At 71.4% G+C, this 7,061-nt stretch carries 8 protein-coding genes and 1 pseudogene; 6 read left to right on the top strand and 3 right to left on the bottom strand.

Annotation, left to right across the window (positions count from 1 at the left end):
* Positions 1 to 247: 247 nt before the first annotated feature.
* From ACFU99_RS26705 to ACFU99_RS26715, 3 genes are all read right to left on the bottom strand, one after another.
* Positions 248 to 712, bottom strand: coding sequence for a hypothetical protein (locus ACFU99_RS26705; protein ID WP_384396428.1), 465 nt, complete (start codon positions 710 to 712; stop codon positions 248 to 250).
* Positions 713 to 801: 89 nt separating this feature from the next.
* Positions 802 to 1,044, bottom strand: coding sequence for a DUF397 domain-containing protein (locus ACFU99_RS26710; protein WP_384396431.1), 243 nt, complete (start codon positions 1,042 to 1,044; stop codon positions 802 to 804).
* Positions 1,041 to 1,910: a Scr1 family TA system antitoxin-like transcriptional regulator gene (locus ACFU99_RS26715; protein WP_384396434.1), complete on the bottom strand. Its 870-nt coding sequence runs from the start codon at positions 1,908 to 1,910 to the stop codon at positions 1,041 to 1,043. The genes ACFU99_RS26710 and ACFU99_RS26715 overlap by 4 nt, the downstream gene beginning before the upstream one ends.
* A 159-nt stretch (positions 1,911 to 2,069) precedes the next feature.
* Between ACFU99_RS26715 and ACFU99_RS26720 the strand changes: the two genes are divergently transcribed.
* From ACFU99_RS26720 to ACFU99_RS26745, 6 genes and pseudogenes are all read left to right on the top strand, one after another.
* Positions 2,070 to 2,519: an ATP-binding protein gene (locus ACFU99_RS26720; RefSeq protein ID WP_384396437.1), complete on the top strand. Its 450-nt coding sequence runs from the start codon at positions 2,070 to 2,072 to the stop codon at positions 2,517 to 2,519.
* Positions 2,519 to 2,701 carry a hypothetical protein gene (locus ACFU99_RS26725; protein ID WP_384396440.1) on the top strand — a complete coding sequence of 61 codons (183 nt, stop codon included), beginning with the start codon at positions 2,519 to 2,521 and terminating at the stop codon, positions 2,699 to 2,701. The genes ACFU99_RS26720 and ACFU99_RS26725 overlap by 1 nt, the downstream gene beginning before the upstream one ends.
* Positions 2,698 to 2,883, top strand: a complete 186-nt coding sequence (locus tag ACFU99_RS26730) for a hypothetical protein (RefSeq protein WP_384396442.1) — start codon at positions 2,698 to 2,700, stop codon at positions 2,881 to 2,883. Before ACFU99_RS26725 ends, ACFU99_RS26730 begins: the two co-directional genes overlap by 4 nt.
* 186 nt (positions 2,884 to 3,069) lie before the next feature.
* The gene (locus ACFU99_RS26735; RefSeq protein ID WP_384396445.1) at positions 3,070 to 4,617 is read left to right on the top strand and encodes a TIGR02677 family protein; all 1,548 of its coding nucleotides are present in this window, start codon (positions 3,070 to 3,072) and stop codon (positions 4,615 to 4,617) included.
* Positions 4,614 to 5,885, top strand: a complete 1,272-nt coding sequence (locus tag ACFU99_RS26740) for a TIGR02678 family protein (protein WP_384396448.1) — start codon at positions 4,614 to 4,616, stop codon at positions 5,883 to 5,885. The genes ACFU99_RS26735 and ACFU99_RS26740 overlap by 4 nt, the downstream gene beginning before the upstream one ends.
* A pseudogene (locus tag ACFU99_RS26745) lies at positions 5,882 to 7,061 on the top strand (TIGR02680 family protein); the annotation flags it as partial. The gene ACFU99_RS26740 and the pseudogene ACFU99_RS26745, both read left to right, overlap by 4 nt.

Consider the following 7,061-nt stretch of genomic DNA (forward strand, 5'->3'; position numbering starts at 1 on the left):
GGTCCGAGACGAAAACCGCACCCGGCCGAGCCGAATACCGCCCCACCCAATCACCGCCCGCGCTGTGGGCCGCAGGCCCGAGACGCACCCGCACTCGAAGAACCCGCCCTCACCTCATCGCGGCAGCAGTCAGCGGTGGAGCGCCGGCGGAGCCCGGTTCAGCCTTCGATATCCCTGCCCTCACCAGGGCGCGGTCAACGCCTCGTCCACGGCATGGCAGCGACAGGGCAAGTTGCCTTTTGCGGCACTAGCTCTCCTCGGGCGCCGGGTCGGGGCGCAGCAGCGGATGTACGACGCCGGGGAACACCCTCGCCTGTACGACCGGCTCCGCCGCCCCGCCCGTGACCACCGTCTCGGCGATGCCCCACGGGCGTCCGGGGAGCACCACCGTCAGCGTGTAGACCGCCGCGCACCCCATGCACTCGTACCGGTCCGCCCACGTCTCCACGTCCGTAGTGCTCCCCGGCATACGGGCCACATGCCGGTACCGCGCATGGCACCGCTCGCACTTCTCGCCCGGCTCGCACGTCCCGCCGCACGGACACGGCACCTCCAGCGACTCCGCCGGTCGCCAACGCTGCGTGAGCACCGCCTCACGCGTCGCGCCCATGTCCTTCATCGACTTCAGATTCCGCGCCGCCACGTTGTACGACTCGCCCGTCGCCGCCATGCGGTCCCGGATGACGTCCTTACGTCCACGGTTCGTCGTCATCTCTGCTCCTCCAGGTGATCACGCACCCCACCAGGAGGCTCACGATTACGGTCCCCCCACGGTACCGGGCCGCTCCGCGGGGGCCTCGCCTATACCCGTGCGAATGCGACGAAGGTCGCCCACGCGGTGGGGGAGAGCGCCAGCTGGGGGCCCTGCTTGTCCTTGGAGTCGCGGACGTGGACGGTGGTGGGGCAGGTGGCTACCTCGACGCAGTCGTCGCCGCTGCCACTGCTGTAACTGGACTTGTGCCAAGAGAGGGCCACCTCGACGCAGTCACCTTCGCTGCCGCTGCTGTGGCTGCTCTTGAACCAGCCCAGTTCTATGGTGCTCATAGCGCTCCTCGCATCCGCTTCAACAGACTCACGGAGTCTTCCGGAGTGAGAGCCTGTGAGCGCATCCTGGCATACCGCATCTGGAGGATGCTGACCACTTTTGGATCAGCGATGAGTTGGCCGCTCTCCTGGCCCTCGCAGTAGGCGAACCACTTGTGCTCCGGTGTCTCCAGCAAGCGCATGGGGCCGTGCAGACCGGCGTGGCTTTCCCGTACCAAGGGCATCACCTGGATTTCGACGTTCCGGAGCTCGGCCAGGCCGAGAACGTGGTCGATCAGTTCCCGTGTGACCTCTGGCCCGCCCGTATTGCGCAGGAACAGGTGCTCTTCGAGGATGAAGCTGTACGCGGTGTTCGGCCTCTCCTTCAGCAGGCGTTGCCGATCGAGCCGAGCGGTCAACTGCACGTCGATCTGCGCATCGCTGAGGGGCGGGAGCTGTTCCGCGAACACCTTCCGCGCGTAGGCCTCCGTCTGCAACAGGCCAGGAATCAGGCGGCATTCGTACGTGTACAGGGTGATCGCTTCCTGCTCCAACCGCGCCCACATCCTGAACCATGCCGCCAGCCCCGGCTTCCGCGTCACATGCGGCGAAGCCTTCCGTAGCGCCCCGGTGTTTCCCAGTGCGAGCTCCCCCCGTTCCACGAACACAGGGTCCGGCATGCGTCGCCCGAGTTCGATCGAGGCGACCGTGTGCTTGGAGAAGCGCACCAGCGAGGCGAATTCCTCGCGAGTGAGGCCGGTGTGCTCACGTAGGGCTTGCACGACCGCGCCGAAGGTTCGCAGGCTGTCCGAGGGTTCGGGTTCTGTGAAGGCGGGGTGGCTACCCGTATCGTCCGTACTTTCCGTACCGTCAGAGTCGTCCGTCATGTTCGGTCACCTCTCGCGCGCCCATCCCACTACCCACTCACGACGCGGCCATGGTTACGCCAAGTTATCCGTACTGTCTACCCTTAGTGCGCGTACGCTGACTCAGCGTACGCGCGCCCCTCCTGGTGACAGCGGTCGCGGCGGGCCACATTTGGGGCCATGACGACACCCCCCACGCATCAACGCATCGTCACCGTACGTGCGTTCACTCAGCGCTTCAGCTCGACCCGGCTCGGCGCCCGCCTGGCAAGGCACTTGGCGCTTCACCAGTTGGAGAGCTGGGGCATTCCGCACGCCAGCTCTACGTCCAGTACGGCGGCCGTGCTCGTAGCGGAGCTGGCGGCCAATGCCGTGCTGCATGGGCGCGTGGCGGGGCGGGACTTCGAGTTGCGGCTCAGGTGGACGCCGGAGACCTTGCGGATCGAGGTGTCGGACGCGCGGGAGGAGCGGCGTATTCCGGAGCCGGGGGAGCGGCCGGAGCCGGGGCCGGAGTCGGAGAGTGGGCGCGGGCTGATCCTCGTGGAGGCGCTCGCCGACCGGTGGGCGGTGCTCGACCGCGTACCCGTCGGCAAGACCGTAAGGGTCGAGCTGGATCTCCCGAGTTCGTAGTGCGGGAATTCGCCGAGGCCGGGTTCACCCCCGAGGGGTGCAGGGAGCGGGCCGAGCGTGCTCGGGCCTATCTGGCGGAGCATTTCGGCCACTACGTCACCGACGAGGAAGCCGCCGAGGTGCGCGTGAGGATGAGCGAGGCCGTCGCTGCCTGTCACTGGCGCGGTAAGGAAACCGCGTGATCCTGAAGCACGTCGTTCTCGATGCCGGTCTCGTCCTGGGGCAGGCCGCGGCGGTGATGGTCGCGCGCCGGATGGAGTACGAGCGTCCCGGCGATGCCGCGCTCGCCGCGACCGTTCCGCCGGGGCCGCATGAAGGTCCGGGGGAGACGGCCGGTGGGAGGCATCGATCATCCTCCGGATGACACCCAATGACTGCGATGATCCGACCGTGGCCTCGCCGGGCGTGCGGTCGGATCACGCCACGGTATGCGGGGCCCGCCCGTATCCGCCGTGGCTGTCGGAGGCCCCCGGTACGCTGTCGGACGTACGGAATGCGGAACCGACGCGCGAGGGGCGGGATGGACGGGGCGGCCAGGATTCCGGCCGATATGTTCCGGTTCACCACCGGCGACCGGGCGCCGCTGTACGCCGCGATTCTCCGCGCGTTCGGCGACGCGAACGAACGGCTGGTGACGGCTCTCGGCCTGGACGATGTACGGGAACGGCTGCGGGGCGTCGGCTGGTTCGACGCGCTCACCGACGACGATCTGGTGTCGGCGCTCAAGCAGCTGAGCGCATGGCAGTTGCTGGACGTCGTCCAGAACCACGCCGAGAACTACCACACGGCCGAGGAATACGAGCGCCGCAACCTCCAGTACTCCTTGACGCGCCGAGGCGAAGCCGCGTTCGCGGGCGTCCAGCACGCCCTGGCCGTTCTCGCCGCCACCGGGGCGCTCCAGACCGCGGTGCTCGACGCCATCGCCGACCGGGTCGCCGAACTGGCCGCGCTGCTCGGCGACGCGGGCTCCACCGACCGACGCGTCTTCAGCACGCTCCAGGAACTGGAAGGGCATCTGGACGCGCTGCGCGCCAACACCAAGCAGTTCAACGGCGAACTCCAGCGCCTTCTGCGGGCCGACGGCACCGACCTCGCCACCTTCCGCGAGGTGAAGGCCGCCACGGTCGGCTATCTCCAGGAATTCCTCACCAACCTCGACCAGCGGGCGCACGCCATCGCGAGCGCCATCGCCCGCGTGGAGGCGCGAGATGACGAACGAGAGGGGCGCGGGGGAGTTGAAGAGCTGTGGCGGCGGGCGCTGCGCGGCGCGGAACTGCCGCCGACCGCGGGCGGCGACCCGGCGCCCGCCTGGCTGAGCCTGCGGCGGGCCCGGTGGGAGGGGCTGCGCGCCTGGTTCCTGCCGGCGGACGGCTCCCCGGCCCGGGTGGAGCAACTGCACCACGTCGCACGCCGCGCCATCGTCACCCTGCTCCAAGTGCTGGACCGGATCACGGAGTCACGCCGCCGCTCGTCCAGCGCGGCGCAGGACTTCCGGGAACTCGCCCGGTGGTTCGCCGCCGCCCCGGACGAGGACGGGCTGCACCGGTTGTGGTCGGCGGCGTTCGGCCTCGGCTCCGCCCGGCACGCGCACCTCGTGCCCGCCGACCCGGAACTGACCGGCGCCTCCGAGAGCTGGGCCGCGGCGCCGCCCGTGGAGGTGTCGGCCCTGCTGCGCGCCAGTGGCCGTACGGAGCGCTTCACCCGTACGGGCCGCGTGCGGGACGTCGCGGAACTCAAGGCCGCCCGCGCCGAGCGGGCCCGCGCGGAGCGCGCCGAACTCGAAGCCGCCTGGAGCCTGTTGCGCACGGAATCGCCGCTGCGGCTGTCGGCCTTCGGCACCCTCGACCACGGGACCTTCGAACGGCTGCTGGACCTGCTCGGCCGGGCCCTCGCCGTCGCCCCGGACAGTACGGGGGCCCGGCGGGCGGTCACGGGCGACGGCAGGGTCGAAGTCGTGCTGCGGCCCCCGGCCGACGGCTCGCAGGCGGTGCTGCGCACCGCGCGCGGGCAGCTGACCGGGCCGGATTACCTGATCGAGGTCCGTACGGCGGGTACGCGGCACCCCGCGCCGGCGACCGGAACGGAGGCGGCCGGATGAGCTCTCTCGCCAATCAACTGGTGATCGCCGAACGCGAGGAGGTGGCGCGCGGTATCCGGCTGCTGCTCGCCCGCCCGCTGCTGACGGAGCGCGCCGACCCCGACGCGTTCGACCTGGTGCGCCGCCGCAAGGAGTCGTTGGTCCGCTGGTTCGACTACACCCTGGGCTGGACGCTGACCGTCGAGCCGCGGCTCGGCCACGCCCGGCTCGCGAAGGTACGCCAGTACGCGGACGCCGACCGGCCCGCCCGGCGGCTGAGGTCCGGCCGCGCGCCGTTCGACCGCCGCCGCTACGTTCTGCTGTGCGTGACCGCCGCCGAGCTGCTGTCCGTACCGGTCACCACCATCGGACTGCTCGCCGGCCGGGTCGCCCAGGCCGTCGCCGCCGACCCCGCGCTGTCCTCCTTCGACACGGCCCAGCGCGCCGAACGCATGGCGTTCGTCGACGTGCTGCGCCTGCTGGAGTCGTACGGGGCGGTGCGGACCGTCGACGGTGCGACGGACAGCTTCACGGACTCGGCCGAGGCGAAGGTGCTCTACCACGTGCGGCCGGGAGTCCTCATGCAGCTGCTCGCCGCGCCCAACGGCGCGTCGAGGCTCGCGGTCGAGCCCGACGGCGTTCCGGGGCGGTTCGAGGAACTGCTCACCGCGCTTGTGCAGGAGCGGCGGTACGGAGCGCGGGGCATGGAGCACGCCGAGTCCGCTGAGCTCGCGGAGACCTCCGCCCCCGCCGCCTCCGCCGTGCAGCGCAACCTATGGCTGCGCCACTCCGTACTGCGCCGCCTCTTCGACGATCCGGTGATGTACCGGGACGAGCTCTCCGAGGCCCAGCTCGGCTATCTCGCCTCGCCGACCGGCCGCCAGATCATGCGCCGGGCCGCCGAACAGGCGGGCTGCGTCCTGGAGGAGCGCGCCGAGGGCTGGCTGCTCGCCGACCCGGACGGGATCGCCACCGACGGCAAGTTCCCCGACGACTCCAGCCATGCCAAGGTCGCGGCCCTCCTGCTGCTCGACACCGTCACCGCCGACCCGGCCGGTACCACCCCCGAACAGCTCGCGGCCGCCGCCGTCGGACTGCTCGGCCGCTTCCCGAGCTGGGCCAAGGCGTACCGGTCCGAGGACGGCGCGGCCCGCCTCGCGGAGGACGCCGTTTCGGTGCTGACCGGATTCGGTCTCGTACGCCGGGACGGCGACCGGATCACCGCGCGCCCCGCCGCGTACCGCTACCGGGTCACCCACGCCGCCCAGCCCGAAGGGACGCCCGCATGACGGTCACCGCGCTGCCCCAGCCCCGCGCCGAGCGACCGGGCACCACCCGCTGGCAGCCGTCCCGCGCCGGAGTGCTCAACGTCTGGCGCTACTACGACGAGGTGTTCACCTTCCACCGCGGCAGGCTGCTGCTCAGGGGGCCGAACGGCACGGGCAAGTCCAAGGCCCTGGAGGTGCTGCTGCCCTTCCTGTACGACGCGAGCCTGCGCCCCAACCGGCTGTCCACGTTCGGCGGCTCCGAGCGCACGATGCACTGGAACCTGATGGGTGAAGGGGCCTCGGGCGTCACCCGGGTGGGATACGTCTGGCTGGAGTTCCGTACGGAAGCGGGCGGTGACGGGGCCGCGGACGGCGGCGGCGAGCCCGACTGGTTCACCCTCGGCGCCCGGTTGCAGGCCAGCGAGCGCACCACCTCGGTGACCGCCGACTATTTCACCACCAGTCAGCGCATCGGAGTGCCCGGCGGGCTGTCGCTCGTCGGCGAGTCCGGCCAGCCCCTGACCCGCGCCGCGCTGGCCCAGGCCCTCACCGGCCACGGCGAGTTGCACGCCTCCGGCGCCGACCACCGCGCCGCCGTCCGCAGCACCCTCTTCCCCGGCCTGACCGAGCAGCGTTACGACGCGCTGATCACCGCCCTGCTCCAGCTGCGCACCCCGAAGCTCTCCGAACGGCTCGACCCCTCTCTCCTGTCGACGCTGCTCTCCCGCGCGCTGCCGCCACTGGACCGCGGCGAGATCTCCGACCTGGCCGACGGCTTCGAACGGCTGGACCGGCAGCGCGAGCATCTGGCCCGGCTGGACGACGAGGTGCGCGCCGCGCGGACGCTCGCCGCGCGCCAGAGCTCGTACGCGCAGCGCGTCCTGCGGGCCGGGGCCGCGGACCTGATCGCGGCCACCACCGACATGGACAACCGCACCCGCGCGGCGCGCGAGAGCGAGGAGGAGTACGGCCAGGCGCTCGACCGCCGGACCCGCGCCCAGGAGAAGCAGGCGGAGGCCGAAGAACTGGGGGAGGAACTGCGCTCCCGGATCGAGGGGCTCACCGAGTCCGAGACCTACCGCAAGGGCCGCGAACTCGACCGGCTCGGGCAGCGCGCGTCCGAGGCGCGGCGGGACGCCGACACCAAGCGCGCCGCCGCGAAGGAGGCGCGCGGCGACGCGCACGACGACGCGGTAC

It is taken from the genome of Streptomyces sp. NPDC057654, assembly GCF_042800135.1.
Taxonomy (GTDB): domain Bacteria; phylum Actinomycetota; class Actinomycetes; order Streptomycetales; family Streptomycetaceae; genus Streptomyces.

Coding starts and splice junctions, on each gene's coding strand:
- ACFU99_RS26715 (WP_384396434.1), bottom strand. CDS start 1,910: ATGACGGACGACTCTGACGGTACGGAAAGTACGGACGATACGGGTAGC.
- ACFU99_RS26705 (WP_384396428.1), bottom strand. CDS start 712: ATGACGACGAACCGTGGACGTAAGGACGTCATCCGGGACCGCATGGCG.
- ACFU99_RS26720 (WP_384396437.1), top strand. CDS start 2,070: ATGACGACACCCCCCACGCATCAACGCATCGTCACCGTACGTGCGTTC.
- ACFU99_RS26735 (WP_384396445.1), top strand. CDS start 3,070: ATGTTCCGGTTCACCACCGGCGACCGGGCGCCGCTGTACGCCGCGATT.
- ACFU99_RS26710 (WP_384396431.1), bottom strand. CDS start 1,044: ATGAGCACCATAGAACTGGGCTGGTTCAAGAGCAGCCACAGCAGCGGC.
- ACFU99_RS26740 (WP_384396448.1), top strand. CDS start 4,614: ATGAGCTCTCTCGCCAATCAACTGGTGATCGCCGAACGCGAGGAGGTG.